This window comes from Sphingomicrobium nitratireducens (assembly GCF_026157035.1).
Classification (GTDB): domain Bacteria; phylum Pseudomonadota; class Alphaproteobacteria; order Sphingomonadales; family Sphingomonadaceae; genus Sphingomicrobium; species Sphingomicrobium nitratireducens.
This window is the reverse complement of sequence record NZ_JANJZA010000001.1, coordinates 1164014-1188934: the sequence shown is the minus strand read 5'-3', so window position 1 is coordinate 1188934 and position 24921 is coordinate 1164014. Positions and strand designations below refer to the sequence as shown.

The window sequence follows — 24921 nt, the reverse complement described above, 5'->3', positions numbered from 1 at the left end:
ATGGGGGCGATGGAGCCCGGCGCCCCCCTCCTCTTCTTCGATTCGGGTATTGGCGGCCTGTCGATCCTCGGACCGACGCGCGCACTGCTGCCCCATGCCCCGATCGTCTACGCCGCCGACAATGCCGCCTTCCCGTACGGGACACGCAGCGAAGGCGAGATCGCGGCGCGCGTTCCGGCCCTTCTCGGGCGGCTGGTCGAACGTTTCCGCCCGCGCCTTGCGGTCATCGCCTGCAACACGGCGAGTACCATCGCGCTCGATCATGTCCGTGCCGCGCTCGATATCCCGGTGGTCGGCACGGTCCCGGCGATCAAGCCCGCCGCCGAGCGCTCGAAGAGCCGCGTGATCGGCGTGCTCGGCACCGAGGCGACCGTGCGCCAGCCTTATGTCGACAATCTCAGCCGCGATTTCGCGGGCGATTGCACCGTCATCCGCTACGGCTCGGCGGCCTTGGTCGAACTGGCGGAGCGCAGGCTCGCGGGCGACACGGTCTCGAAGGACGAGGTGGTTGCCGCCGCGCAGCCCTTGTTCGAGGCCGCAAACGGAGCCGAGATCGACACGGTCGTTCTCGCCTGCACCCATTTCCCCCTCCTCGCCGACTGGCTCGAGGAAGCGCATCCCGGTGTCGCCTTCGTCGACGGCGGCGCGGGCATCGCGCGGCGGATCGACTATCTGACCAAGGGGCAGCCTTGGCCGGACACGGCAGGCGACGGCATCGCGGTATTCACCGCCCCGCCACCCGACACCCTGCGCCCGGCGCTCGAAAAATTCGGATTGAGCCAGATCAAGACGCTTTGACGACAAAGGCCCTAGGGGCTTCGGGTGTGGTAAATTGCCGCAAGTGGCTATAAAGGGCCGCCAAACCGTAACTGAGTGCGAGAGCGGGAACGAGACGCGTGGACTATAACGGCATCTTCAAGGCGGCGATCGATCGGCTCCATGACGAGGGCCGCTACCGCGTGTTCATCGACATCCTGCGCACCAAGGGCGCCTACCCCAACGCGCGCTGCTTCCACGGCCATAACGGCCCCAAGCCGATCACCGTGTGGTGCTCGAACGACTATCTGGGCATGGGCCAGCACGACAAGGTCGTCGCGGCGATGGAAGAAGCGCTCCACGAGGTCGGCGCAGGCTCTGGCGGCACGCGCAACATCGGCGGCAACACCCACCTCCACGTCCAGCTCGAAGAAGAACTCGCCGACCTCCACGCCAAGGAAGCCGCGCTGCTGTTTACCTCGGGCTACGTCTCGAACGAGGCGGCGCTGTCGACCATCGGCAAGCTGCTTCCGGGCTGCATCATCTTTTCGGACGAGCTCAACCACGCCTCGATGATCGCGGGCATCCGCAATTCGGGCTGCGAGAAGCGCGTCTTCCGCCACAACGATCTCGAGCATCTCGAGCAGTTGCTGCTCGAAGTGCCGGCCGACGCGCCCAAGCTGATCGCGTTCGAAAGCGTCTATTCGATGGACGGCGACATCGCGCCGATCGCCGACATCTGCGACCTCGCCGACAAATATGGCGCGCTGACCTATCTCGACGAAGTCCACGCGGTCGGCATGTACGGCGCCAAGGGCGGCGGCATCTCGGAGCGCGACGGGGTCGCGGACCGCGTCACCATGATCGAGGGCACGCTCGGCAAGGCGTTCGGCGTAATGGGCGGCTATGTCGCGGCCAGCAAGATGATCATCGATTGCATCCGCTCCTACGCGCCGGGCTTCATCTTCACGACCTCCCTGTCGCCCGTCCTGGTCGGCGGCGCGCTGGCGAGCGTACGGCATCTCAAGGGCTCGAGCGTCGAACGCGAGGCGCAGCAGGCCGCCGCCGCGCTGCTCAAGCGCAAGTTCGCCGAGGCCAACCTGCCGGTGATGCCGAGCGTGACCCACATCGTGCCGCTGCTCGTCGGCTGCCCGGTCAAGGCCAAGCGGATCAGCGACATCCTGCTCGCCGAATACGGGCTCTACGTGCAGCCGATCAATTTCCCGACCGTCCCGCGCGGCACTGAGCGGCTGCGCTTCACGCCCGGCCCGTGCCACACCGAGAAGATGATGGACGAACTGACCGGCGCGCTGGTCGAGATCTGGGACCGGCTCGAACTCGACTTCGCGAAAGCCGCCTGACGGCGTCCGCGATGGCAGACGCGGACTTCCGGCACGACACTCCCGACGAATTGCAGGCGGCGCTCGACGCCGACGACGCGTTGGCGGCGCGTTGGGACGACCTCACCGATCTAGCGCGCAACGAATATATCTGCTGGATGACCTCGGCCAAGAAAGAGGAGACGCGCGACAAGCGGTTCGCGCGCCTCAAGGAAGAGGTGCTCGACGGCAAGCGCCGCCCTTGCTGCTGGCCGGGATGCCCACACCGGCGCGAATCCGCGCAAAAATGGTTCGACTAGGCGCGAGCGTTCATTCTTCGAGCATCTTCGCGCCGGCCTCGAGCCAGGGCGTCGATTCCACCAACCTGTAGCCCGGCATTTTCGCGGCGAAGTGACGCAGCCAGTAGCTGTGGCCCATGCCGTAGACGATCAGCACGCGGTCGCCCGGCTCAGCGACCTGCATCGCCTTGCCGAAGATCTTGGCGTTGCGCATCATCCAGTAGGCGTAGAGTTCGGGGCCCGGCTGGTCCTCGGTATCGCCCGCCGCCATCATCATCAAATAGGGTGCATGGGCGCGCGCGGCGGACTCGGCGGTGTTGAGCTTGGCGAAATGGGCGGGGATGGTCATCGCCTTCATGTCGGTGGCCATCTCGGCGACGGCAGCCTCGCCATAGGCCATCATCGCCTGCATTTCGGCTTCCATGCCGTGATCCATCGCGAACTGCTGGACGCTGCCGACAGGGAAATAGTTGGGTTCACCCTCGGAAGGCTGCTCGTCGATCGCATAGACCGGCACCCCCGCCAGCCCCGCGACACGGTAGCCGATCTGGATTCGCTCGTTGCGCGTCTCGGCGAGGATCGCGGGATCGAACGCGTCGGAGAAATCGGCGACCAGCTGGCTCTCGTCGCCCGGCTGCTGTTCGATCATCACCTTGGTCGGCTTCCACGCCGCCAACGCGCGACCCATCGCATCGAGTTCGCGCTGATGTTCGGGCGTCAGCACGTCGTCGGCAGCCATGTTGTGCACGTCCCGCCCGGGATTGGCGAAATGATAGCTGCCTACCACCATCACGTGGATCGGCCTGGCTTCTTCGGCGGGCACGGCCTGCGCCAGCGCCAGCGCGGCGAGAATAAATTTCATGGAAGGCTCCCCTGCTCACTGTCTTATCGAACTAGTACACAGGGGGCACTTCCCTCGCAAGAGCCGGGCTAGTCCGCCATGGGCAGCGTTCCCGCGACGGGCCAGTCGCTGTCGCCGATCCGCTCAAGCGTCATCTCGAAGAACTTCATCTCCTCGCGCCCGGGCATCTCGACGAAGCCCGTCTCGTGCCAGCGCCCCTCCTCAAGCCGTGTCTCGTAGCGGATCTTCGCGGGGCCGCGCTCGATGAACCAGTCGAAGCCATTCTCCCGCAGCTCGATCGGGAAGGTACCTCGCTGGCCGTTGGCGACCGCGTTCAATGTGTAAGCCTCGGTCGCCGTATCGTAGTGCACGACCCCGAGCGCGTTGAACTCGACCTTGCCGGTATCGGGGTCGTAGCCGCGTCCTTCGACGACCTTGACGCTGCCTTCGAGGAACGGGCCGACCCGCTCGGTCTGGACCAGTTCGATCCGCCCGCCCGGCCCCACCTGCGACGCGGTTCCGCGCCAGTGCCCGTCCATCCAGGCAAACGGCGCCATCGCCTCGACCTGCTCGGCCATGACCGCATGATGGTCCGGCGCCTGGGCCGCGACCGGGTTCGCCGCCAGCAGCGCGGCGCCGATCATCCATGTCCCCCACTTCATCTTGAATCTCCCTGCCTGTCCGTGCCAGCCAATGCGGCATGGCGATCGACGACAGGAAAACGGCGGGCACGCCGCCGAGCAAGGCGGACTTCGCCAATCCGGCGCAGCGCTTCGCGAACCGGGCCCTGCCGCGCCGCTCCGAGCGCGTACTGGTCCTCGCCACGCTGGTGGCGACCTTGTTCTGCGGCCTGTCTGGTCCGTTCGGCACGTTCGCGATGCCGCTGGGCCAGCGATTGGCCTTCTGGGCGATCCTGTTCGGGATCAACGCCCTCCTGTGGGGCTGGTGGTTCCGCGTGCGGTCGACCCCCCGGATCGGCTGGAAACGCGTGGCGGCAGAGGGGGCCTTCCTCTTCTCGCTGCCGATGCCGCTCGAGATCGAAGGGGTCGGGCGGCTGGTCGGCCAGCCGATGGCGCTCCACTGGCCGAGCATCTGGCTCCAGACGGCGGCGCTGGCGGGGATCGTCGGCATTGCATTGCTCGTCGTCATGGCACGCGGCGAGCGCACGCGGGCGGCCAAGGGCCTGCTGTTCCGCGAGGGGTTCGGCGATGGCAGCGCGCTCGCATCGATCCGCGCCGAAGACCATTTCTGCCGCCTTGCCGACCGCGAGGGACGCGAGAAGCTCGTCTATGCGCGTTTTTCGGACCTGGTAGAGGAAGTCGAGGCGCTCGACGGCCTCGTTGTCAGGCGCGGCTGCTGGGTGGCGGCGGGCGCGGTCACGGGGGTCGCGCGCGAGGGTCGCCGCTGGCAGGTCGCGCTCGCCGACGGCAGCCGCATCGCGGTTCCCGACGGCAAGGTCGGCGAATTACGTGCGGCGGGGTGGATCTGAGCCACCTTCGGGGTGGCGAATCGCGGCCCCCTCCCCTAGGTCTTGGACATGCGCATCGCACTTGCTTCCGACCATGCCGGCGTCGAGCTGAAATCGACGCTTCTCCACTGGCTCAAAGACGCCGGTCACGAGGTCACCGATCTCGGCCCCCATTCCACCGACAGCGTCGATTATCCCGACTATGGCAAGGCACTCGCCGACCATGTCGCGGAGAATGCGGGCACGATGGGGATCGCGATCTGCGGCTCGGGGATCGGCATCTCGATCGCGGTCAACCGCAACCCCGCCTGCCGCTGCGCACGGGTCGACGAACCGCTGTCGGCCGCGCTCGCCCGCCAGCATAACGATGCCAACGTGATCGCGCTCGGCGAACGGCTCGTCGGCGTCGACATGGCCAAGGCCTGCGTCACCGCGTTTCTCACCACCGAATTCGAAGGCGGGCGCCACCAGCGCCGCGTCGACAAGCTCAGCTAGGATTTTCTGCACGATGGCCACCGCGACCAGCGACATCCGCCCCGACGACTTCTTCTCCGCCGGCGTTGCCGACAGCGATCCCGCCATCGCCAAGGCTATTCGAGCCGAGCTCAAGCGCGAACAGTCGCAGATCGAACTGATCGCGTCCGAGAATATCGTCTCCAGGGCGGTGCTCGAAGCGCAGGGCTCGGTGCTGACCAACAAATATGCCGAAGGCTATCCGGGGCGCCGCTACTACCAGGGCTGCGCGCCCTCGGATTCGGTCGAGCAGCTCGCCATCGACCGCGCGAAGCAACTGTTCGATTGCGCCTACGCCAACGTGCAGCCGCATTCGGGAGCGCAGGCCAATGGTGCGGTGCTGCTGGCGCTGGTCAAGCCCGGCGACACGATCCTCGGCATGAGCCTCGATGCCGGAGGCCATCTCACCCACGGCGCCAAGCCCGCGCTGTCGGGCAAGTGGTTCAACGCGGTCCAGTACGGGGTCGACAAGGACACCCACCTCATCGACTTCGACGAGGTCGAGGCACTGGCGCGCGAGCACAAGCCCAAGCTGATCATCGCGGGCGGCAGCGCCTATCCGCGCACCATCGACTTCAAGCGCTTCCGCGAGATCGCCGACGAGGTCGGGGCCTATTTCCAGGTCGACATGGCGCATTTCGCAGGGTTGGTCGCAGCGGGTCTCCACCCCTCGCCCCTGCCCCACGCGCACGTCGTCACCACCACCACCCACAAGACGCTTCGCGGCCCGCGCGGCGGCATGATCCTCTCCAACGACGAGGATCTGGGCAAGAAGTTCAACTCGGCGGTCTTCCCGGGCCTCCAGGGCGGTCCGCTGATGCACGTCATCGCCGCCAAGGCGGTCGCGTTCGGCGAGGCGCTCGAGCCCGGCTTCAAGACCTATTCGAAAGCCGTGATCGAGAATGCGCAGACGCTCGCGGAGACCTTGAAGGGCCGCGGCGCGGACCTCGTTGCGGGCGGCACCGACACGCATGTCGCGCTCATCGACCTGCGCCCGCTCGGCATTACCGGCAAGGACGCCGACGAAGCGCTCGAGCGCAGCGGCATCACCTGCAACAAGAATGGCGTGCCCTTCGACCCGCTGCCGCCGATGAAGACCAGCGGTATCCGCGTCGGCAGCCCGGCAGGCACCACGCGCGGCTTCGGCAAGGCGGAGTTCGAGCAAATCGGCCACATGGTCGCCGACGTGCTCGACGGCGTCGCCAAGACAGGCGGCGAAGGCGACCCTTCGGTCGAGGCGGCGGTCAAGGCCAAGGTCGAGGCGCTGTGCGCCCGTTTCCCGATCTACGAGGGTTGAATTGCGCTGTCCCTTCTGCACCCACGAATCGAGCCAGGTGAAGGACAGCCGTCCTTCCGAGGACGGCGCGGCGATCCGGCGTCGACGCCAGTGCGAGGGGTGCGGCGCGCGCTTCACCACCTTCGAGCGCGTCCAGCTGCGCGACCTCACCGTCGTCAAGAAGGATGGCAAGCGCGAACCGTTCGAGCAGGCCAAGCTGATCGCCGCCATCGGCCATAGTTGCCGCAAGCGCGACATTTCCGAAGGCCAGATCGAGCGGCTGGTAAACTCGATCCAGCGCCAGCTCGAAACGCAGGGCGACGAGGTCAAGGCGCAGGCGATCGGCGAGGCGGTGATGGACGGGCTGAAGGCCTTGGACAGCGTCGCCTACATCCGCTTCGCCTCGGTCTATCGCGACTTCAAGGAAGCCGGCGACTTCGCGGAGATTGCAGGTTCGGTCGACGACGAATAAGGGCTGGCGCCATGCACAAGCCCGTGATCGTCCTCGTCAATCCGCAGCTCGGCCAGAATATCGGCAAGGCTGCGCGCGCCATGCTCAATTTCGGGCTGACCGAGATGCGCCTAGTCGCGCCGCGCGACGGCTGGCCCAATCCGGAAGCCGGCCCTGCCGCGAGCGGCGCCGACATCGTGCTCGAGAAAGCAGAGGTTTTCGAGACCACCGCCGACGCGCTGGCCGACTGCAACCTCGTCTTCGCCTCGACCGTGCGCCGTCGCGACCTCGTCATGCCGGTCGTCGGCCCCGCCGAGATGGCGCGTGAGATCCATGCGAGCGACGGGCGCACCGCCATCCTGTTCGGGCCCGAACGCTCGGGGCTGGAGACAGAGGATGTCGGGCTGGCCGACAAGATCGTCACCGTGCCGATCAATCCCGAGTTCGGCAGCCTGAACCTCGCCCAGGCGGTGATCCTCCTCGCCTATGAATGGTCGAAGTCAGAGGCGCTGGCGCAGCCGACCGACAAGCAGGCCGAACCGCCCGCGCCCAAGGCCGAGCTCGACGCATTGGTCGGGCATCTGAACGAGGCGCTCGACGAGAAGGGCTATTTCTTCCCCGAGGAGCGCACCGAGGCGACCAAGCAAACGCTGCGTTCGATCCTGACCAAGCCGGCCTGGTCGAGCCGCGAGATGAAGGCGATCCACGGCGTCATCCGGGCCCTCGCCCAGCCCAAGCGCGAGCGTTAGTCGCGCGTTTCGTCGTAGCGTTCGAACTCGTAGGCGATCGACTGCTCCATCAGCTCTTCCCACACCGGCCATAGACGCTCGGCGGGCAGCCCGGCCGCGCGCGCTGCGGCGGCGACCTTGGCATGGACGTCGTCCTTACGATCCTGGTCGCGCACCGCCTCGCGGGTCGGCTTGATGCGCGCGGCGGCCTCCATGTAGCCAAAGCGGCGCTTGAGGAGGGCGACGAGCTGGCGGTCGACCTCGTCGACGCCTGCGCGCACGTCGGTCATGGAAGCACAGTCCTGGGGATCGCGAATGTCGGTCATAAGCGGCTCATTGCCAAAGCAATTTGTGCGCCGCAACGCTTGACTGAAACGGGGGGCTGGGCTAGGCGCGCCCTCGCAAATTGATCCCGCATGCCTGGTGAAGCGGAGATCGCATCGAGTGCAACGCTCGATGGTGCGCTCCAGGTGACTGATATAAAAAGCAAATTGGAGATTACTGATGTCGAAGCGTTCCAGCGCCAAGTACAAACTCGACCGCCGCATGGGCGAAAACGTCTTCGGTCGCCCGAAGAGCCCGGTCAACCGCCGCGAATACGGTCCCGGCCAGCACGGCCAGCGCCGCAAGGGCAAGATGAGCGACTTCGGTCTGCAGCTGCGCGCCAAGCAGAAGCTCAAGGGCTATTACGGCGACGTCACCGAAAAGCAGTTCAAGCGCACCTTCCAGGACGCCTCGCGCATGAAGGGCGACACCTCGGTCAACCTCATCGGCCTGCTCGAGCGCCGTCTCGACATGGTCGTCTACCGTGCCAAGTTCGCGCCGACCATCTGGGCCGCGCGACAGCTCGTCAGCCACGGCCACATCATGGTCAACGGCGTGAAGTGCAACATCGCCTCGCGTCGTATCGACGTCGGCGACGAGATCAGCCTCGGCAACAAGGCCAAGGAAATGGCGCTCGTGCTCGAGGCGCAGAGCCTCGCCGAGCGTGACATCCCCGACTATGTCGCGCCCGACGGCGATCACAAGGTGACCTTCACGCGCGTTCCCACGCTCGACGAGGTGCCCTACCCGGTCCGCATGGAACCGAACCTGGTCGTCGAATTCTATTCGCGCTGATCCTTCCAGGAAATCACGCGTTCGAAGAGGGCGGCCCTTTCCGGGTCGCCCTTTTTCGTTCAAGGAGCGCCACATGACAGCACCCCTTCCCGAATGGGCTCATCACGACGCGATGTGGATCGGCTTTCCGAGCCACGCCGACCTGTGGGAGGACGACCTCGCGCCTGCACAGGAGGAAGTGGCCGCGCTCGCCACCGCCTTGTGGGCCGACGGCAAGGGCGAGGAAATCCGCCTCGTCGCCGCGACCCCCGAAGCCGCCGACCGCGCGCAGGCACTATGCCCCTTCGCCAAGGTAATCGTCGAGCCGTTCGGCGACGTGTGGCTGCGCGATACCGGCCCGATCGTGATGGGCAGCGGCGACACGCGGCGCGCGCAGGGCTTCGGCTTCAACGGCTGGGGCGGCAAGTACGAGCTGGAAGGCGACGACACGATCGGCGAGCGGCTCGCGGGAACCGCCTCGCTCGACTACGCCAAGGCAGACTGGATCCTTGAGGGCGGCGCGGTCGACGGAGACGGCACCGGCGTATTGCTGACCACCGAAGAGTGCCTTCTCAACCCGAACCGCAATCCCGAACTCTCGCGCGAGGAAATCGAGGGCCGCCTGAAGCGCGACCTTGGTGCAACCCGCGTGGTGTGGCTCGGCAAGGGGCTCGCCAACGACCATACCGACGGCCATGTCGACAATCTCGCGCGCTTCGTAGGCGAAGGCCGCGTCGCGATCCCCCAGCCCGACGGCGAGGAGGATCCCAACGAGGAAGCCTATGCCGCCGCGGCCGAGGCGCTGCTCGACGCCGACCTCGAAGTCACGGCCATCCCCTCGCCCGGCAAGGTCGTGCGCCCCGACCCGGAGACCGGCGAGCCGACCATCGTGCCCGCAAGCTACATGAATTTCCTGATCGGCAACGCTGCGGTCGTCGTCCCCGTCTATGGCAGCGAGAATGACGGCGATGCGGTCGAGGCGATCGCCGCGCTGTTTCCCGACCGCAAGGTCGTCGGCCTGCGCGCCGACCACCTCCTGACCGGCGGCGGCTCGTTTCACTGTATTTCCCAGCAGGTGCCCCGATGACCAAGCTCAAAGTCGCCGCACTCCAGCTCGCCCTCGGCGGCAGCGCGGACGAAAATATCGCCGCCGTCAGCGAACTCGTGCGCGAAGCCGCGGGCAAGGGCGCCGAGGTCGTGCTGCCCCCCGAACTATTCGAAGGCCCCTATTTCTGCCGGGTCGAGGACGAGGATTATTTCGCGACGGCCAAGCCCACCGCCGAGCACCCTAGCGTACTCGCGATGCAGAAACTCGCCGACGAACTCGGCATTTACATCCCGACCAGCTTCTTCGAGGCGGACGGCCCGCACCACTACAACACGCTCGCCATGATCGGGCCCGACGGCAAGGTCATGGGCACCTATCGCAAGAGCCACATCCCCGACGGGCCAGGCTACGAGGAGAAATTCTATTTCCGCCCCGGCAACACCGGCTTCAAGGTGTGGGAAGGGCCCGCGCGCGCCAGCCTCGGCGTCGGCATCTGCTGGGACCAGTGGTATCCCGAGACTGCGCGCGCGATGATGCTGATGGGCGCGCAGATCCTCTTCTACCCGACCGCGATCGGGACCGAGCCGCACGACCCCGACCTCGACACGAGCCGCCTGTGGCGCCGCGCGATGATCGGCCACGCAGTGTCCAACGTCGTTCCCGTCGTGGCGGCCAATCGCATCGGCGACGAATGCGGGCAGCGCTTCTACGGCCACAGCTTCATCTGCGACGAACGCGGCGACCTGCTCGCCGAATTCGGTGCCGAGGATACAGGTGTGCTGGTCGCCGAGCTCGATCTCGCCGCCGCGAAGAAGCACCGCGCCGCGTTCGGCTTCTTCCGCGACCGCCGCCCAGAGCTTTACGGGCGGCTTGTCGAAGACATCTAGAGGTCGCGCCGCAGGTAGACGCTGTCGACCGGCTTGCCGTCGTAGAGCATCGCGTCCTTCTTGTAGCCCGAGCGCGTAAAGCCGAGTTTCTCCATCAGGCGCAGCGAGCCGCCATTGGCGGGGTCGACGTCGGCGACGAGGTGCGGAACCGAGCGGGTGCGCAAATAGTCGATCAGCGCGCTCATCGCCTCGGTCGCGATGCCCTGCCCCCAATGATCGCGGCGCACCAGCACGCCGAACTCGGGCAATCGCCAAGGCCCGACCTTGCCGAGCAGTTCGCCGTCCTTCTCGATCACGAAATCGTCGCCCAGCGCGGGATCGGATTCGACCATCGACTTCACCCACTTTTCGGTCTGCTGGCGCGAAGCGTGCGGCGGGGTCGACCAGTGCGCCATCGTCTCGGCATCGGTGAAGATCGCAGCAAAGCCGTCGACATCGTCCATCGTCGCGCGGCGCAGCACCAGGCGGTCGGTCGTCAGCCGGTCGGCGCGCTCCCCCGCCATCGGATGCGCGGCAGCCTTCTGCATCGCCTCGAAGAACATGTCGTCGGTGAGGCGGCCGGTATTCTGGTTGTAGCGGCTGCAATGATAGGAACTGACGAGGCGGATGCCGTTTTCTGCCTCGTAGACGGTGCCGTGCCCGAACTTGGCACGGCTCGGCTTGAGGCCCAGCGCACGGCAGGCGGCGTCATGGGCGATCTTGCCAAGCGCGAACAAGGTGCGGACGTTGGGGAGCGTGGCGAGCGATTCCTCGAGGAACGGGCGGCAGGTGGCGATCTCCTGCGTGGTCGGCTTGTTCTCGGGCGGCAGGCATTTGACCGCATTCAGGATGATCGCGCCCTTCAGCTCGAGCCCGTCATCGGCGCTCGCCCCGTATTGCCCGCTCGACAGGCCGAGCCGCATCAGGCTGTCATAGAGGAGGTCGCCGGCATAATCGCCGGTGAAGGGCCGCCCCGTCCGGTTGGCCCCGTGCTTGCCCGGCGCCAGCCCGATCACGGCCAGATGCGCGTTCGCATCGCCGAACGCGGGCACGGGTGCATTATACCAGTGGGGATGCTCGGCGCGGCAAGCCATTCGAAAATCGACGAGCCGCGGACAGAGCGGGCAATCGCGCGGCGGCTCCACCTCGGGCAGCGGCGAAAGGTCGGAAGGGCTGGCCTTGTGCATGGCAAGGGGATAAGCGGCGCCCATGATCGAGGCTAGCCCCCACGTCTATCTGGTCGGGATCGGTTCCAATCGCCGTCACGTCCGCCACGGGCGGCCGACCGGCGTGGTCGAGGCCGCGATCGCGCGGCTCGATGCCGAATTCGACCTGTTCGACGCCTCGCCCGTGATGATCAACCCCGCGATCGGCGGCGCGGGCCGCGACTTCGCCAATGCTGCCGCGATGGTGGTGAGCGCGCTCGCGCCCGAGCCGATGCTCGACGCTCTCAAGGCGATCGAGCGCGATTTCGGGCGGCGCAGCGGCAGGCGCTGGGGCGAGCGCGTGCTCGACCTCGACATCCTCGCCTGGGACGGCGGGCGTTATCGTTCGCGCCGCTTGACCGTGCCGCATCCCGGGCTCGCCGCCCGTCCCTTCGCAGCGCTTCCTGCAGCCAGCATCGCGCCGCACTGGGCATTGCCCGACGGACTTTGTCTGCGCCATGTGCGCGAACGGGTTGGCAAGCGGGTCCCGCGCCGCTAACGAAGCGCCGACCCGGACGGATGGGCCGTTAGCTCAGTTGGTAGAGCAACTGACTTTTAATCAGTAGGTCGCTGGTTCGAGCCCAGCACGGCTCACCATCCGGGTCGCTTTTCCCGCTCCTTCTGCTCCATTATGGCGCAAGTCCGCGCTCGACGCGCCGTCGCGGTTTCAAAATATACGCGTTGGTAACTACCCGCGCCTTACCCCTTGGACTTGGCCGGTCGCCCTTGGCGGTCCGCGCCCAGTCGAAGGAGGGCGAACGTGGAAGAAGTGCCGGTCGAAACGACGCTCTATTCGCTACGCAACACCCCGCCCGCACCCGAGGCCGAACCGGGCGACGACGACCGCCGCGAGGGCGAACGCCACCTGACCTTGTTCCGCGTCGGCTCGATCCTGGTCGACGGCATGCGCGAACTGTGCCTCATCAAGAACGTGTCGGCGGGCGGGATGATGATCCGCGTCTACCGCCCGATGGACGAGGGCACTTCGCTCAGCGTCGAATTGAAGAACGGCCATCCCGTTTCGGGCAAAGTCACCTGGACGAAGGGCAACAGTGTCGGCGTCGCCTTCGACTGCCCGATCGACGTCGTCGACCTGCTCGCCACCAGCAACGAGGGCCCCCGTCCGCGCATGCCGCGGATCGAGGTCGAGAGCGCGGTCACCCTCCATGTCGACGGACTGCCCTATCGCGGCATGGCCTGCGACATCAGCCAGGGCGGCATCAAGGTCGCGCTCGATCGCGATCTCAAGGTCGACGAGGACGTCGTCGTCACCCTGCCCGGCCTCGCCCCTGAAGCCGGCGTCGTCCGCTGGCGCCATGCGGGCGAAATCGGCATTACCTTCAACCGGCTCATGCCGCTGTCGGGACTGGTTGACTGGCTGCAGGGACAGCGCGGCGAATTGCGCAAGGCGAGCTAAGCCGCCAGCTTCCTGTCGTTCGGATCGATGCGGCTCAGCCGAACGGGCGTACGAGCGGATCGCCCCACACGTAATTTTCGGCAAAGCGCTTCTCTTCCGGAGTCAGCTTCTGTGCCGAGAGGCCCGGACGCGCGAATTTCGGCTGCATCTTCGCGCGTTTCTGCGGCACGTGACGCATCACGATATCGATCGGCAGAAGCAGGTCGAAGGCGATGCCCGCCCGATTGCCCTCGCGCCAGGCGACCTTGCCCGATACGCGGATATCCTGCTTGATGAAGAGGAGCTTGTCGCCCTCCCCGGGGAGGGGCTCGCCCTCGATCATGGCGCCGTGGGGCGACAGGTTGCGCAGCTTGACGTCCCGCTCCTCGCCAGCCACGTCGATCGACGCGGTCATGAGGACATGGCTGCGACGGGCGCGGCGATTCTGGCTTGAGCTGCTTTCGTCCATAGCCCCGAGTCTAGCGCGGCAGGTGTTAAAAAGTGGTTAAATCGAGCCCAAAGAACTACGCTTTTCCGGCATTTTCGGCCCTACTCATCTTATTAACGGGGATTATGGGTGGTGCCACGAACGCGTTCGATTCGAACGTCGTGGGCGCACTGGCCGAAGTCCGTTCGCAGCGCCCGGAGTTTGAAGCCGCGTTGGCATCGCTCACCCACCTCGGCGGCGGCGTGACGCTGATCGGCGCCGCGACGCTGGGCGCGCTCGCGCTACTTCTTCGCAAGCAATTCCGCGAATGCCTGTTCCTGATCCTTTCGACCGTTGGGGCTCGCTTCATGATCGAACTGGTCAAGTTCGTCGTCGAGCGCCCCCGCCCCGCGTTCGACGAGCACCCGGTCTATACGACCAATTTCAGCTTCCCTTCGGGCCATGCCGGCAATTCGATGGCGACTTTCCTCGCCCTCGCTTGGTTCCTTTCGCCGCCCGAACAGCGCAAGCCGATGATGGTTGTCGGCGTGTGCGCGTCGCTCGTGATCGGGATGACCCGCCCGGTGCTGGGCGTCCACTGGCCAAGCGACATCATCGCCGGCTGGGCGTTCGGCGCGCTGTGGGTGTGGCTGATGGTGAAAATCAGCGAACGCGGCGCAGGCGCAGCATGAGGTTGTTGGCGGGCATCGCGCGCCTCTCGGAAAGCTGAAGCCCGCGCGCGCCCGCTTCGCGCGCCATATCCTCGACTGTGCGCAAGCCCCATGCGGGATCGCGCGCGCGCAAGCTCTCGTCGAACGCCTCGTTGGACGGCGCGGTCGCCTGTCCCTCCTCGCGCCACGGCCCGTAGAAGATAAGCGGCGCGCCCTCGGGCAACAGCCGCGCGGCACCGTCCAGCAATCCGAGCGTCGCCTCCCACGGTGCGATATGCGCCATGTTGATCGAGACGAGCGCATCCGCCCGCTCGATCGGCCAGACGGGCTGCGCCACGTCTATCCTGATCGGCGCCAGGAGGTTCGGCGTCCCGTGCTCCTCGCGCCACGCGGCGATCGAGGCGAGCGCGTTTTCGTCACGGTCGCTCGGCAGCCAGTCGAGGTCGGGGAAGATGCGCGCAAACGCGAGCGCGTGCTCGCCCGTCCCGCTCGACGTCTCGAGCACCAGCCCGGTGCGCGGCAGCCAGTCGACCAGGACGTCGCCGATCTGGCCGACGTTGCGCAGCGCCGCCGGGGCGTAGCGCTTCGCGTCCGCGCCGAGATCCCCCATCTCGTAGGGGCCTTCGTTCACGAGGCGCTGCGCAGTCCCGCCATCGCGCGCGCACGACGCTCGCGCACCAGCATCCACACGAATAGGCCCAGCGGCCCAGCCATCAACGTCAGGAACAGGATCGGTCCTTGCACCCAGCGGCTGACCATCTTGTGGTCGGCATCCTTGGCGATCCACTGACCGACGAACAGGTCGAAGGCGAGATAGTGGATCCAGCCGATCGTTACGCCCGCGTCGCTCATGAACAGCGTGCGCACTTCTTCGACACTACCGAAGCCCCCGCCCTCGCCCAAGCCGCCGTTGGCGACCAGCAGCGAGACGAGGCTGACGGCATAGGTCAGCGAGAGCAGCCCGATGCCGAGATAGAAGATGAGCGCATGCGTCTTGGGACCGCGCGGCATGAATATCAGCGCGGCCCAGGGCAGCAGCACCGCCGTGTTGGCAATGGTGAAGAGTGTCGCCCAGTCCATCAGCCGCCCCCGTATTTCGCCGCCATGCCGGTACCCGACGCTTCGGGGACAGCCTCCTCGTAGGCGAGCACGGGCTTCCTCGCTGCCTGCGTCTCGTCGAGGCGGCGGCGCGGCGCGTAGTAGGGTGCGGCCTTCATGCTTTCATCGCCCGCCTTGGCGCGCTCCGCGACCGAGCGGAAGGCGGCGATGAACTGGTCGAGGCCCGCCTTGCTCTCGGTCTCAGTCGGTTCGACCAGCATCGCGCCGTGGACGACCAGCGGGAAATACATGGTCATCGGGTGATAGCCCTCGTCGATCAGCGCCTTGGCGAGATCGAGCGTCGAGAGGCCGTCGGCGAAGCCTTTGTCCCCGAACAAGGCCTCGTGCATGCACGGCCCCGAATGGGCGAAGGGCGCATCGAGCACGTCCTCGAGGCTGCGCAGCACGTAATTGGCGTTGAGCACCGCGTCCTCGGCGACCTGCTTCAATCCGTCCGCGCCGTGGCTGAGGATGTAGGTCAGCGCGCGGGTGAACATGCCCATCTGCCCGTGGAAGGCGGTCATACGCCCGAAGCTCTGCATCCGCTTGCCGAAATGCTCCTCGGCGAAGCTGTCGGCTGACTCTTCTTCGACCAGGTGCACCACGCCGTCCGCGGTGCGCGCGGTGTAGGGCAGCGGCGCGAACGGGCTCAAGGCTTCCGACAGCACCACCGGCCCCGAGCCCGGCCCGCCGCCGCCATGCGGGGTCGAGAAGGTCTTGTGGAGGTTGATGTGCATCGCGTCGACGCCAAGGTCGCCCGGGCGCACCTTGCCGACGATCGCGTTGAAGTTGGCCCCGTCGCAATAGACGAACCCGCCCGCCTCGTGGACCGCGTCCGAGATCGCCTTCATATCGCGCTCGAACAGGCCGAGGGTCGATGGGTTGGTGATCATCACGCCCGCCACGTCCGGCCCGAGCCGGCTCTTGAGCGCATCGAGATCGACGCGCCCGTCCGCATTGGCGGGAATGTCCTCGATCTTGTAGCCCGCGAAGGCCGCCGTCGCCGGGTTGGTCCCGTGCGCGCTTTCGGGCACCAGGATCACCTCGCGCGCATCCCCCCGCGCCTCGAGCGCGGCGCGGATGCACAGGATGCCGCAAAGCTCGCCATGCGCGCCCGCCTTGGGGCTCATCGCGACGCCGTGCATCCCGGTCAGCTTCAAGAGCCAGAAGGCGAGTTCGTTGATCACCTCGAGTGCCCCGCGCACGGTGCTGGTCGGCTGCAGCGGGTGGACGTCGGCAAAGCCCGGCATCCGAGCGACCTTCTCGTTCAACCGCGGATTATGCTTCATCGTGCAGCTGCCGAGCGGAAACAGGCCGAGGTCGATCGCGTAATTCTGGCGCGACAGGCGCGTATAGTGGCGCACCGTCTCGGGCTCGGTCAGGCCGGGAAGCCCGATCGCGCCGTCACGCGCGAAGTCGCCGAGGCGGCTGGTCGTGTCGCTCGCAGAGGTGGGCATCTTCGGCTGTTCGACACCGGCAAGGTCGAGCTTGCCGGCAAAGGCGAAATCGACGCCCGTCGTCTCGGTATCGCCGATCTCGAAAATCAGCGGCTCCTCGAGCATCAGTGCGCGATTTCCGGTGGTCGTGTCCGGACCGCTCATCGCATTGTGGCCTTCGACGGGGGTGCCGGGCTTCCAGCCCGATGCGTTGGGATTGCTCATTTCAAGGCCTCCTTCAGCGCACCGCACAGGGCGTCGATATCCTCTTCGCTGGTGGTCTCGGTGACCGCGACGAGCAGCGCATCGTCGAGCCCCTCGCTGTCCGGATAAAGCCGCCCGAGCGAGACGCCCGCCAAGATGCCCTTTTCGACAAGATCGCGCACCAGCGCGCGCGCATCGCGCCCGACCTTGAGGGTGAATTCGTTGAAGAAATGCGCGTTGAGCAGCGTGACGCCCGGAACCGCTGAAAGCCGGTCGGCGGCGATGCAGGCGAGCCGGTGGTTCTCGGCCGCGAGCGCACGAAGCCCCTTTTCCCCCAAGAGGGTCATGTGAACACTGAATGCCAAGGCGCAAAGCCCTGAATTGGTGCAGATATTGCTGGTCGCCTTCTCGCGGCGGATATGCTGTTCGCGGGTCGAAAGGGTGAGCACGTAGCCGCGCTTTCCTTCCGCATCGACCGTCTCGCCGCACAGGCGTCCCGGCATCATGCGGACGTGCTTTTCGTCCTTGACCGCGAATAGGCCGAGATAGGGCCCGCCGAACTGGAGGCCGACGCCGATCGACTGGCCCTCGCCCACCACGATGTCGGCGCCCAGATTGCCCGGCGCCTCGATCGCGCCGAGCGCGACCGGTTCGGTGTTGACCGCGATCAGCAGCGCACCCTTGTCGTGCGCCGCCTCGGCGATGCGCTTGAGGTCGGGGATGCGGCCGAGAATGTCGGGATACTGGACAACGACGCAGCTCGTTTCTTCGTCGATCCGCGCGATCAGCCCGTCATCGTCGGGCCGCGGCGTGAGGCTCGGCGGCGCGCCCGCGATTTCGTCCTCGGTAAACTTGGCCATGGTCCGCACGACCTCGGCATAATGCGGGTGGAGCGCGCCCGAGAGCACGACTTTCTTCTTCTTGCCGCGCGCGATGCGGCTCGCCATCGCCACCGCTTCCCAGCAGGCGGTCGAGCCGTCGTACATCGAGGCGTTCGCCACCGCGCAGCCGTAGAGGCGCGCGACCTGGCTCTGGAATTCGAACAGCATCTGCAGCGTGCCCTGCGCGATTTCGGGCTGGTAGGGCGTGTAGGCGGTCAGGAATTCGCCGCGCTGGATGATATGGTCGACACTGGCCGGCACGTGGTGGCGATACGCCCCCGCGCCGAGGAAGAAGGGCGCATCGGCCGCCGCGAGGTTCTTCTTGGAGAGCGCGCGCATATGCTTCTCGACCGCCATTTCGCTGGCATGGGTCGGCAGCCCCTCGACCAGTCCGGACAGCCGCGCTTCCTGGGGCACGTCAACGAACAGGTCGTCAATCGACTTCGCCCCGACCTTGGCCAGCATCTCGGCCCGATCTCCGTCGGACAGCGGCAAATATCGCATCAGTTCGGTTTCCTCATGGTGAAGCGCAGACGCTTGTAGTCGGCGGTGTCTTGTCCCCAGCGGTCGGCGACCGCGGCGGCGTAATCGTCTCTCTCGTCTTCGGGCATGCCGAGCCTATCGAGCCAGCCCGAGCGGAAGGTGCGGATCCAGCCCGCGACGCCCTCCTCGCCGAGCGGCGTCGGGCGATCGATCAGTTCGGCCTCGATGTCGGCAAAGCCCGCGCGGGCGTAGACGTCGGAAAATTCAGGCGGAGACGGGTACCAGTTGGAAGCCCCCTCGCCTTCGTAGCCGCGCGCTTTCGCCTCGACTTCGAGCGCGCCGAGCAGCCCCGCGATATTGCCCGCACCGCCCATCTCGCCGACGAAGCGCCCGCCGGGCTTCAGCGCGGCATGGATGCGAGTGGCGACGAGGTCGCGGTGCGCGCCGATCCAATGCAGGGCGGCGTTGGAGAAAGCGGCGTCGAATTCGTCCGAGAAGGTCATCGCCTCGGCATGGGCGAGATGCGTGGTGATCCCGCGCTCCGCGGCGACCGCGAGCAGTTCGGCATTGGGATCGACCCCGATCACGTCGGCGCCTGCCTCGACCAGCCTGATCGTCAGCGCGCCGTCCCCGCATCCCACGTCAAGAATGCGTTCGCCCGGCTGCGGCGCGAGGAGGTCGACGACGGGCGCGCCGAGCGCGGGGACGAACGCCCCCGCCCCGGCATAATCGGCGGCCTTCCAGTGGCCGGAAGAGGCCGCCGTCGTCATTACAGGCTCTCGCAGTGCGCCTTGTAGGCGTCCTCGTCCATCAGCCCGTCGAGCTCGCTCGTGTCCGATAGTTTCAGCTTGAAGAACCAGCCCTCGCCCTCGGGATCCTCGTTGATCAGCCCGGGATTGTCGGCGAGCGCGTCATTGCCCTCGGTCACCTCACCCGAAACCGGCGCGTAGACGTCGGAGGCGGCCTTCACCGATTCGACCACCGCCGCATCGTCGCCCTTGGACACTTCGCGACCCGCTTCGGGCGCCTCGGCGAATACGATGTCGCCAAGCGCGTAGGCGGCGTGCTTCGTGATCCCGACTGTGGCGCTGTCGCCTTCGACGCGGACCCACTCATGTTCCTTGGTGTAATAGGTGGTCATGCTCACGCTCCCTGTTTGCGGAAATAGCGGTGGGGGACGAAGGGCATCGGCGCCACTTCGGCCTGGAACAGCTTGCCGCGCTGTTCGAGTTTCACGTGCGTGCCGGGTTCGGCCATCGCGGCGGGCACATAGGCCATCGCGATCGGACGCCCGAGCGAGGGCGAATGGCCGCCCGAAGTCACCTTGCCGACCTCGTTGGCCTGGCGGTCGAGAACGCCCGCACCCTCGCGCACCGGCTGGCGCCCGTCGACGAACAGGCCGACACGAACCGCAACCGGCCCGTTCTCGAGTTCGCCCAGGATCCGCTCGTCGCCCGCAAAGCCGCCTTCGGCGCGGCGGCGCTTGCCGATCGCGAAGTTAAGGCCCGCCATGACCGGCGTGATCTTCTCGTCGAGGTCGTGGCCGTAGAGCGGGAGGCCCGCTTCAAGACGCAGACTGTCGCGCGCGCCCAGCCCGATCGGCTTGACGCGTTCGTCGGCGACCAGAGCGTCGGCCACCGCCTCGACCGCGTTCGCGGCGACCGAAATCTCGAACCCGTCCTCGCCGGTATAGCCCGAGCGGCTGATCCACGCGCGCGTGCCCGCAAGATCGAACAGGCCGCCCTGCATGAAGGCGAGTTCGGCAACCCCCGGCGCAAGTGCGTCGAGCACCGCGGCCGCTTCGGGTCCCTGCAGCGCGAGCAGCGCCTGCTCCTTCATATGGTCGAGCACGACCGTGTCGGGCAGGCGGCGGCGCATGTCCGCGATGTCGCCCTCCTTGGTCGCGCCGTTGACGACGAGGTAGAAATGATCGTCGCGCCGCGTCGCCATCAGGTCGTCGATGATGCCGCCATGCTCGTTGAGCAGCATCGTGTAGCGCAGCCGCCCGTCCTTGAGCGCCTTCAATTCGCCCGGCATCAGTTTTTCCAGCTCGCCGTCGACGTTGCGGCCGGTGAGGATCAGCTGGCCCATGTGGCTGACATCGAACAGGCCGGCATGCTCGCGCGTCCACAGATGCTCGGCGATGATGCCCTCGTACTGGATCGGCATCTCGTAGCCCGCGAACGGGACCATGCGCGCGCCTTTCGCGCGGTGCCAGGCATCGAGGGGTAGGGTCGCGGGGTCGGCCATCGTCATTCGGGTCCTCTCACGGGCAGCAACCGACGGCTGCTACCGATTGATCCGGACCCCCATCTGTCGCGTGACCTGAGAGTTTCCCTTGCCGAATCGACGGCAAGGTTACGCCTTCGGTGGCCGTTGCGCCTTCATCGGGCGCGCGGGCGCTTTCCAGAGTGTCCCAGCGGGTCTCGCGCGGTCCGGATGCCTGAGAGATTCCGGGGGCGGTTGCTCCTTCGGCGACCCGTAGCCCGAGGGCGACGGATACTCTCCCGCGCGATCCCCCGGCAGGCCCGTTACCAGCCCTGCCCGAAGACGCGCACAGCCTTGGCCCAGCGCGAAGCTCCAAGTCAATCGCACGCAGGCGCGCGCGTGAAATTTTCGCCTTATCGGGTCGCGTTGTAGCGCAGCTGCGCATCCGACAGCTGGAAGCCGACAAGGTGCTCGAAGGTCGCACGGGCGACCGCTTCGCGCACCACCGGAATGGTCAGCGGGTCGATGGCGGCATCGACTTCGCCCGGCTTGCGCTCGCGGGTCAGTTCGGCGCGGACGTTGTCGGGCAGCGTGACCGCGGCGCGGCTGACACGAATGGTCGACGTGCCCTGCGCCTGCGCGGTGACGGCACCGTCGGCGAAGTAGAGCGACACCTGCCCGACGCGCTTGGCGACGACCGAGGTGCCGCCCTGCATGGCGACGTTGAAGATCGGGAGCGTGACGGTGCGCGCCGGACCAGCGTCGCGGCGCTGGCCGAGGACGTCGAAGGTCGCGGTCGAGATGACGTCCGCGCCGGTGTCCGAGCAGCTGCCGCGAAGGTTGGTGAGGGTCGCGACCACGTCGATGTTGGCCGAGCTCGCGGCGTTACCCGAGAAACTGGTGACGTCGCCGGTGCCGGCCGGGATCCCGACCTGCGGGCAGAGCGAGCGGGCCGTGTAGACCCCGCCGTCCTCGAGACGGTCGCCGCCCCCGCAGGCAGTGAGCGAAGCAAGCGCGACGAGCGACAGGAGACGGAATTTCACGGCAGCAAACCTCGTGGACTGTTCGAAGAGCGATTGGCGCCATCCATAGGAAGCGCCTTCCAAGCCTGCAAGCAATCGCTTACATCGGCGCTCAAATGAGTGTCTCCAAATCCCCCCTCACCGTCCACGTCGCGGCGCCGCGCGGCTTCTGCGCGGGCGTCGACCGCGCGATCAAGATCGTCGAGCTCGCGCTCGAACGCTACGGCCCGCCTGTCTACGTGCGCCACGAGATCGTCCACAACCGCTTCGTCGTCGACCGACTGCGCGGGCTGGGCGCGGTATTCGTCGAGACGCTCGATTCGGTGCCCGACGGGCGCCCGGTCGTCTTTTCCGCCCACGGGGTCCCCAAGGCGGTGCCCAGCGCGGCCGAAGCGCGCGGGCTCGACTATCTCGACGCGACCTGCCCGCTCGTCTCGAAGGTGCACCGCCAGGCGCAGCGGATGGTGGATAACGGGTTTCACATCGTCTTCATCGGACACGCCGGGCATCCGGAGGTCATCGGGACTTTCGGACAGGTGCCGCACGGCACCATGACGCTGGTCGAGACCGAGGAGGACGCGCGCGCGCTGGCCGTGGCGAACCCCGAGAAGACGGGCTTCCTGACCCAGACCACGCTGTCGGTCGACGATACCGCGGCGATCATCGAGATCCTGAAGCAGCGCTTCCCCGCGATCCAGGCGCCCAAGAGCGAGGACATCTGCTACGCCACCTCCAACCGGCAGGCGGCGGTCAAGTCGATCACCGCGAAGTGCGAGCGCATGCTGGTGATCGGCGCGCCCAACAGCTCCAACTCGCGCCGCCTCGCCGAAGTCGCCGACCGGCTCGGCGTTCCCGCCCGGCTGATCGAGCGGGCGGGCGACATCGACTGGGCGTGGCTCGGCAGTCCGCAGGCGATCGGCATCACCGCCGGCGCGTCGGCCCCCGAGGTCCTGGTGCGCGAAGTGATCGACGCCCTCGCCGAGCGATTCGACGTGACCGAAATCGAAGCCGAGCACGAGCCCGAAGGCATGGTCTTCAAGCTGCCGCGCCAGCTGGTCGCCTGACGTGGCCGGGGGGAGCGGAACCGGGATCGTCGAGATTTTCACCGACGGGTCGTGCAAGGGCAATCCGGGGCCCGGAGGCTGGGGCGCGGTGCTGCGCTGGAACGGCGAGGAGCGCGAATTGTCGGGCGGCGACGTCGAGACGACCAACAACCGCATGGAGCTGATGGCCGCGATCGAGGCGCTCAATGCCCTGAAGCGCCCGTGCCGGGTCGAACTGACCACCGACAGCGTCTACGTGCGCGACGGGATCACCAAGTGGATCCACGGCTGGCGCAAGAACGGCTGGAAGACCGCGGCCAAGAAGCCGGTCAAGAATGCCGACCTGTGGCAGGCGCTCGACGAGGCACAATCGCGCCACCGCATCGACTGGCACTGGGTCAAGGGCCATTCGGGCCACCCGGAGAACGAGCGCGCGGACGAACTGGCGACTGCGCAGGCCAAGAACTGGGCGGGCGACTAGTCGCCGTCAGCGAGACCGGGCGCGACTAGGACAGGCGCGACGGGTCGAACGGCGCCGGGTCGAGGCCCTCGGCCGCCCCCGCTGGAGGGCGATCGAGGAGCAGGGCGGCGGCGAGATCGGCCGCGGCGGGCGCGGTCTGAATCCCGAATCCGCCCTGGCCCGCGCACCAGAAGAAGCCGGGCAACCGCGGATCCCATCCGAACACCGGCACGCGATCGGGGGCGAAGCTGCGCAGCCCCGCCCACTTGCGCTCGACCGCCTCGATCTTCCAGTCGACGACCTGCTCGAAGCGATCGATCGCGGTGGCGACGTCGAGTTCTTCGGGCGCGGCATCGCACGGATCGCTCGCGATCTCGTCGTGCGGGCTAAGCCAGATCGTCCGCTCCCCCTCTCCGCGAAAATAGAAGGTCCCGGCCGCATCGGTGACGAGCGGCAGGTCGCGCAGCCCCGTGCGGTCTAGCCGCAGTTGGACCATCGTGCGGCGCAGCGGCGCGATGCCGACCGGCGCGGCGCCTACCGCGTTCGCGACGTCGTCCGCCCATGCACCGGCCGCATTGACGATGACGCGCGCGGTGACGCTCCGTCCGCCCGACAGCGAGACCAGCCAGCCATCGCCCTCGCGCACTGCCCCGAGGAGACGGCAGTCGGTCGCCACCGTGCCGCCATCGCGGCGGAACGCGGACAGATAGGCCTGGTGGAGCCGCGCGACGTCGATGTCCGAACATCCCGGTTCGGCCAGTCCCGCCTGCCAGCGCGGCGCAAGCCCCGGCAGCAGCGCCTCGAGCGCCCGGCGGTCCATCGCGCGGGTGTCCACCGGGGCCGGGAGGACGGGGAGCGCGGCCGCATCGGGCGCGATGTGCACCGCGCCGCGCCGGCGCAGGAAACTCGTCCCGCCAAGCCTTGCCGGCGGCTCGGCCAGCACCCTGCCCGACGCACTGCTGAGCGGGGCGACGGCGGGGCCGCCATAGCTTTCGAGCCAGAACGAGGCCGAACGCCCGGTTGCGTGGTAGCCGCACTGGCTTTCCGCCTCGACCAGCAGCACCTGCCTGCCTTGCGCGACCAGCGCGGCGCCGAGGCTCGCCCCGGCGATACCGCCGCCGACGATCAGGATGTCGCAAGTGGTGGAAGGCGCGTCCATCGCGGGTTGGTTACGGTTTGGAAAGCCGGATCGTCTAGGCCCTTGTTTCATGATCAACGGCATTTTCACCGAAATCCTGGTCGGCCTCTTCGCGCTGCTGATGGTCTATGCGGCCGTGCGCGATGTGCAGACCTACCTTATCCGCAACCGGTTGAGCCTGGCTGTGGCGCTGCTCGCGCCGCTCTACTGGTGGAGCAGCGGCCTGCCGCTGTGGCCCGACGCGGCGATCCAGGCGGGAATTGCCGCCGGCCTGTTCGCCCTGCTCGCGGTCGCGTTCAGATTCGGCGTGATGGGTGGCGGGGACGTCAAACTGGCGACCGCAGCGGCGCTGTGGTTCTCGCCGATGGGCACCGCGCGATTCCTTGTCGTCATGTCCATCGCGGGCGGAATCGTAACGCTGGTTGCTGCGCTCAATCACAAAATTCGCGGAAAAGAAGGAAATCCGAAGATCCCGTATGGCGTCGCGATCGCCATCGGCGCGCTTTGGAATGTCGCCCAACGCTTTCTTAACCATTTTGCCTGATCTCTAGGCAGCATTGAGGGGACCCATCTGGGGAGGCGTATT

At 67.1% G+C, this 24921-nt stretch carries 31 protein-coding genes, 1 tRNA gene and 2 riboswitches; of the genes, 18 read left to right on the top strand and 14 right to left on the bottom strand.

Annotated elements, in window-relative coordinates; translation table 11 throughout:
- The first annotated feature begins 9 nt into the window (after nt 1–9).
- The 3 genes from murI to NNY25_RS06155 all read left to right on the top strand — a co-directional run bounded on the left by murI (nt 10) and on the right by NNY25_RS06155 (nt 2395).
- Nucleotides 10–798, top strand: a complete 789-nt coding sequence (murI, locus tag NNY25_RS06165) for a glutamate racemase (RefSeq protein WP_420854351.1) — start codon at nt 10–12, stop codon at nt 796–798.
- A 98-nt stretch (nt 799–896) separates the two neighbouring features.
- Nucleotides 897–2117, top strand: a complete 1221-nt coding sequence (gene hemA, locus NNY25_RS06160) for a 5-aminolevulinate synthase (RefSeq protein WP_265570474.1) — start codon at nt 897–899, stop codon at nt 2115–2117.
- 11 nt (nt 2118–2128) lie between these two features.
- A complete protein-coding gene (locus tag NNY25_RS06155) occupies nt 2129–2395 on the top strand; it encodes a YdeI/OmpD-associated family protein (protein ID WP_265570473.1) in 267 nt (88 codons plus the stop codon).
- A gap of 10 nt (nt 2396–2405) precedes the next feature.
- Here the strand turns inward: NNY25_RS06155 and NNY25_RS06150 are convergent, their stop codons facing one another.
- Both NNY25_RS06150 and NNY25_RS06145 read right to left on the bottom strand, forming a co-directional pair.
- Nucleotides 2406–3236: a DUF5694 domain-containing protein gene (locus NNY25_RS06150; protein WP_265570472.1), complete on the bottom strand. Its 831-nt coding sequence runs from the start codon at nt 3234–3236 to the stop codon at nt 2406–2408.
- Between the two features lie 68 nt (nt 3237–3304).
- Nucleotides 3305–3877, bottom strand: coding sequence for a DUF1579 domain-containing protein (locus NNY25_RS06145; RefSeq protein WP_265570471.1), 573 nt, complete (start codon nt 3875–3877; stop codon nt 3305–3307).
- 38 nt (nt 3878–3915) lie between these two features.
- Here NNY25_RS06145 and NNY25_RS06140 point away from each other — a divergent pair, with 38 nt between their 5' ends.
- The 5 genes from NNY25_RS06140 to NNY25_RS06120 are packed head-to-tail and all read left to right on the top strand — an operon-like array spanning nt 3916 to nt 7672.
- Nucleotides 3916–4704: a hypothetical protein gene (locus NNY25_RS06140; RefSeq protein WP_265570470.1), complete on the top strand. Its 789-nt coding sequence runs from the start codon at nt 3916–3918 to the stop codon at nt 4702–4704.
- 48 nt (nt 4705–4752) lie between these two features.
- Nucleotides 4753–5178, top strand: a complete 426-nt coding sequence (gene rpiB, locus NNY25_RS06135; protein WP_265570469.1) for a ribose 5-phosphate isomerase B — start codon at nt 4753–4755, stop codon at nt 5176–5178.
- Nucleotides 5179–5191: 13 nt separating this feature from the next.
- Nucleotides 5192–6493, top strand: a complete 1302-nt coding sequence (gene glyA / locus NNY25_RS06130; RefSeq protein WP_265570468.1) for a serine hydroxymethyltransferase — start codon at nt 5192–5194, stop codon at nt 6491–6493.
- 1 nt (nt 6494) lies between these two features.
- Nucleotides 6495–6944, top strand: coding sequence for a transcriptional regulator NrdR (gene nrdR / locus NNY25_RS06125; RefSeq protein ID WP_265570467.1), 450 nt, complete (start codon nt 6495–6497; stop codon nt 6942–6944).
- An 11-nt stretch (nt 6945–6955) separates the two neighbouring features.
- Nucleotides 6956–7672 carry an RNA methyltransferase gene (locus NNY25_RS06120; RefSeq protein WP_265570466.1) on the top strand — a complete coding sequence of 239 codons (717 nt, stop codon included), beginning with the start codon at nt 6956–6958 and terminating at the stop codon, nt 7670–7672.
- On the opposite strand, the gene NNY25_RS06115 is transcribed toward NNY25_RS06120, so the two are convergent.
- On the bottom strand, nt 7669–7941 hold the full coding sequence (locus NNY25_RS06115) for a chorismate mutase (protein ID WP_420854319.1): 273 nt from the start codon (nt 7939–7941) through the stop codon (nt 7669–7671). The genes NNY25_RS06120 and NNY25_RS06115 overlap by 4 nt on opposite strands.
- 214 nt (nt 7942–8155) lie before the next feature.
- On the opposite strand from NNY25_RS06115, the gene rpsD reads away from it, so the two are divergent.
- From rpsD to aguB, 3 genes are all read left to right on the top strand, one after another.
- Nucleotides 8156–8770, top strand: a complete 615-nt coding sequence (rpsD, locus tag NNY25_RS06110) for a 30S ribosomal protein S4 (RefSeq protein ID WP_265570464.1) — start codon at nt 8156–8158, stop codon at nt 8768–8770.
- 73 nt (nt 8771–8843) lie between these two features.
- Nucleotides 8844–9836 carry an agmatine deiminase family protein gene (locus tag NNY25_RS06105; protein WP_265570463.1) on the top strand — a complete coding sequence of 331 codons (993 nt, stop codon included), beginning with the start codon at nt 8844–8846 and terminating at the stop codon, nt 9834–9836.
- Entirely contained in the window at nt 9833–10684 is an 852-nt protein-coding gene (gene aguB / locus NNY25_RS06100; protein ID WP_265570462.1) for an N-carbamoylputrescine amidase, read from the top strand. The genes NNY25_RS06105 and aguB overlap by 4 nt, the downstream gene beginning before the upstream one ends.
- Here aguB and NNY25_RS11640 read toward each other — a convergent pair.
- Nucleotides 10681–11850, bottom strand: coding sequence for a GNAT family N-acetyltransferase (locus tag NNY25_RS11640; RefSeq protein WP_420854318.1), 1170 nt, complete (start codon nt 11848–11850; stop codon nt 10681–10683). The genes aguB and NNY25_RS11640 overlap by 4 nt on opposite strands.
- Nucleotides 11851–11872: 22 nt before the next feature.
- On the opposite strand from NNY25_RS11640, the gene folK reads away from it, so the two are divergent.
- From folK to NNY25_RS06075, 3 genes are all read left to right on the top strand, one after another.
- Nucleotides 11873–12367 carry a 2-amino-4-hydroxy-6-hydroxymethyldihydropteridine diphosphokinase gene (gene folK, locus NNY25_RS06085; protein WP_265570461.1) on the top strand — a complete coding sequence of 165 codons (495 nt, stop codon included), beginning with the start codon at nt 11873–11875 and terminating at the stop codon, nt 12365–12367.
- Nucleotides 12368–12389: 22 nt separating this feature from the next.
- Nucleotides 12390–12465, top strand: a tRNA-Lys gene (locus tag NNY25_RS06080).
- Between the two features lie 163 nt (nt 12466–12628).
- On the top strand, nt 12629–13285 hold the full coding sequence (locus NNY25_RS06075; protein WP_265570460.1) for a PilZ domain-containing protein: 657 nt from the start codon (nt 12629–12631) through the stop codon (nt 13283–13285).
- A gap of 34 nt (nt 13286–13319) precedes the next feature.
- On the opposite strand, the gene NNY25_RS06070 is transcribed toward NNY25_RS06075, so the two are convergent.
- Complete coding sequence (locus NNY25_RS06070; protein ID WP_265570459.1) at nt 13320–13733, bottom strand: PilZ domain-containing protein; 414 nt, start codon at nt 13731–13733, stop codon at nt 13320–13322.
- Nucleotides 13734–13765: 32 nt separating this feature from the next.
- Between NNY25_RS06070 and NNY25_RS11590 the strand changes: the two genes are divergently transcribed.
- Complete coding sequence (locus NNY25_RS11590; RefSeq protein WP_265570458.1) at nt 13766–14383, top strand: phosphatase PAP2 family protein; 618 nt, start codon at nt 13766–13768, stop codon at nt 14381–14383.
- Here the strand turns inward: NNY25_RS11590 and NNY25_RS06060 are convergent.
- The 8 genes from NNY25_RS06060 to NNY25_RS06025 form a co-directional block, all read right to left on the bottom strand.
- On the bottom strand, nt 14355–14972 hold the full coding sequence (locus NNY25_RS06060; RefSeq protein ID WP_265571489.1) for a DUF938 domain-containing protein: 618 nt from the start codon (nt 14970–14972) through the stop codon (nt 14355–14357). The two genes, NNY25_RS11590 and NNY25_RS06060, sit on opposite strands and share 29 nt — an antisense overlap.
- A 17-nt stretch (nt 14973–14989) precedes the next feature.
- Nucleotides 14990–15442 (bottom strand): ABA4-like family protein, encoded by a 453-nt coding sequence (locus NNY25_RS06055; protein WP_265570457.1) that lies wholly within the window; start codon nt 15440–15442, stop codon nt 14990–14992.
- Nucleotides 15442–17061, bottom strand: a complete 1620-nt coding sequence (gene gcvPB, locus NNY25_RS06050) for an aminomethyl-transferring glycine dehydrogenase subunit GcvPB (RefSeq protein ID WP_420854350.1) — start codon at nt 17059–17061, stop codon at nt 15442–15444. The genes NNY25_RS06055 and gcvPB overlap by 1 nt, the downstream gene beginning before the upstream one ends.
- 56 nt (nt 17062–17117) lie before the next feature.
- On the bottom strand, nt 17118–18485 hold the full coding sequence (gene gcvPA / locus NNY25_RS06045) for an aminomethyl-transferring glycine dehydrogenase subunit GcvPA (protein WP_265570455.1): 1368 nt from the start codon (nt 18483–18485) through the stop codon (nt 17118–17120).
- Complete coding sequence (locus NNY25_RS06040; protein WP_265570454.1) at nt 18485–19234, bottom strand: class I SAM-dependent methyltransferase; 750 nt, start codon at nt 19232–19234, stop codon at nt 18485–18487. The genes gcvPA and NNY25_RS06040 overlap by 1 nt, the downstream gene beginning before the upstream one ends.
- The gene (gene gcvH / locus NNY25_RS06035; RefSeq protein WP_265570453.1) at nt 19234–19605 is read right to left on the bottom strand and encodes a glycine cleavage system protein GcvH; all 372 of its coding nucleotides are present in this window, start codon (nt 19603–19605) and stop codon (nt 19234–19236) included. Before gcvH ends, NNY25_RS06040 begins: the two co-directional genes overlap by 1 nt.
- 2 nt (nt 19606–19607) lie before the next feature.
- The gene (gene gcvT, locus NNY25_RS06030) at nt 19608–20714 is read right to left on the bottom strand and encodes a glycine cleavage system aminomethyltransferase GcvT (RefSeq protein WP_265570452.1); all 1107 of its coding nucleotides are present in this window, start codon (nt 20712–20714) and stop codon (nt 19608–19610) included.
- Between the two features lie 53 nt (nt 20715–20767).
- Nucleotides 20768–20884: riboswitch (glycine riboswitch) on the bottom strand.
- A 1-nt stretch (nt 20885) separates the two neighbouring features.
- Nucleotides 20886–20984, bottom strand: a riboswitch (glycine riboswitch).
- Nucleotides 20985–21085: 101 nt separating this feature from the next.
- Complete coding sequence (locus NNY25_RS06025) at nt 21086–21715, bottom strand: hypothetical protein (RefSeq protein WP_265570451.1); 630 nt, start codon at nt 21713–21715, stop codon at nt 21086–21088.
- Between the two features lie 95 nt (nt 21716–21810).
- Here NNY25_RS06025 and ispH point away from each other — a divergent pair, with 95 nt between their 5' ends.
- Nucleotides 21811–22758: a 4-hydroxy-3-methylbut-2-enyl diphosphate reductase gene (gene ispH / locus NNY25_RS06020; RefSeq protein WP_265570450.1), complete on the top strand. Its 948-nt coding sequence runs from the start codon at nt 21811–21813 to the stop codon at nt 22756–22758.
- A gap of 1 nt (nt 22759) precedes the next feature.
- The gene (gene rnhA / locus NNY25_RS06015; RefSeq protein ID WP_265570449.1) at nt 22760–23218 is read left to right on the top strand and encodes a ribonuclease HI; all 459 of its coding nucleotides are present in this window, start codon (nt 22760–22762) and stop codon (nt 23216–23218) included.
- 25 nt (nt 23219–23243) lie between these two features.
- Here rnhA and NNY25_RS06010 read toward each other — a convergent pair whose 3' ends face one another.
- Complete coding sequence (locus tag NNY25_RS06010) at nt 23244–24356, bottom strand: NAD(P)/FAD-dependent oxidoreductase (RefSeq protein ID WP_265570448.1); 1113 nt, start codon at nt 24354–24356, stop codon at nt 23244–23246.
- A 49-nt stretch (nt 24357–24405) separates the two neighbouring features.
- On the opposite strand from NNY25_RS06010, the gene NNY25_RS06005 reads away from it, so the two are divergent.
- Complete coding sequence (locus tag NNY25_RS06005) at nt 24406–24879, top strand: A24 family peptidase (protein WP_265570447.1); 474 nt, start codon at nt 24406–24408, stop codon at nt 24877–24879.
- Nucleotides 24880–24921 lie beyond the last annotated feature (42 nt).